Source organism: Campylobacter sp. GB48 (assembly GCF_049221845.1).
Classification (GTDB): domain Bacteria; phylum Campylobacterota; class Campylobacteria; order Campylobacterales; family Campylobacteraceae; genus Campylobacter_D; species Campylobacter_D lari_C.
On the sequence record NZ_JBMJAR010000103.1, the window covers coordinates 1 to 536 of the forward strand.

A 536-nucleotide genomic window follows, 5' to 3' on the forward strand; every position below is an offset into this window, starting at 1 on the left:
TTGTTAGTTTCCTCATTAGCTTTATCTTCTTGTTTGAATTTTTCTTTTAAAGCTTTCTTTTTTTCTTCAAAGTCTTTTTTAGCTTCTTGGCTTTTTATATAATCATCTTTAGTTTTTAGATTTTCTTTGATAGCTTTGTTTTGAGGGAGGTTTCTATCAGGGGAGAGTTCTATAACCTTTTCTATATCATTTTTAGCTATGGTAATACTTCCATTATTAGCATAGACTAAAGAGCTAATTGCTATAGTGCTAAGTAAAAGTTTTTTCATGGTTGTTTTTTCCTTTTGGTTATATATTTTTAAAATTAAGAGTTTTTATTTTTTAATATTTATTATTGATTAATCAAAATATTATTTAATACGAGTATTCATTAATATACTCGTTATTATTGCTAGGATATAGCTATCCTAGCAAGCATTTTTACAATCCTCCAACTATACATGGATTCATAGTTTTATAATTATCACTTACTATGCAGGTTTTACTTTTTTGCATAAGAGAGGTTTCATCCACCTCTTCGGTTTTTTCTTCTTCAT

General features: G+C 26.5%; 1 pseudogene. It reads right to left on the reverse strand.

From position 1 onward, the window contains the following. Window positions 1-269, reverse strand: a pseudogene (locus ACOTVC_RS09040) (ShlB/FhaC/HecB family hemolysin secretion/activation protein); the annotation flags it as partial. Window positions 270-536 lie beyond the last annotated feature (267 nt).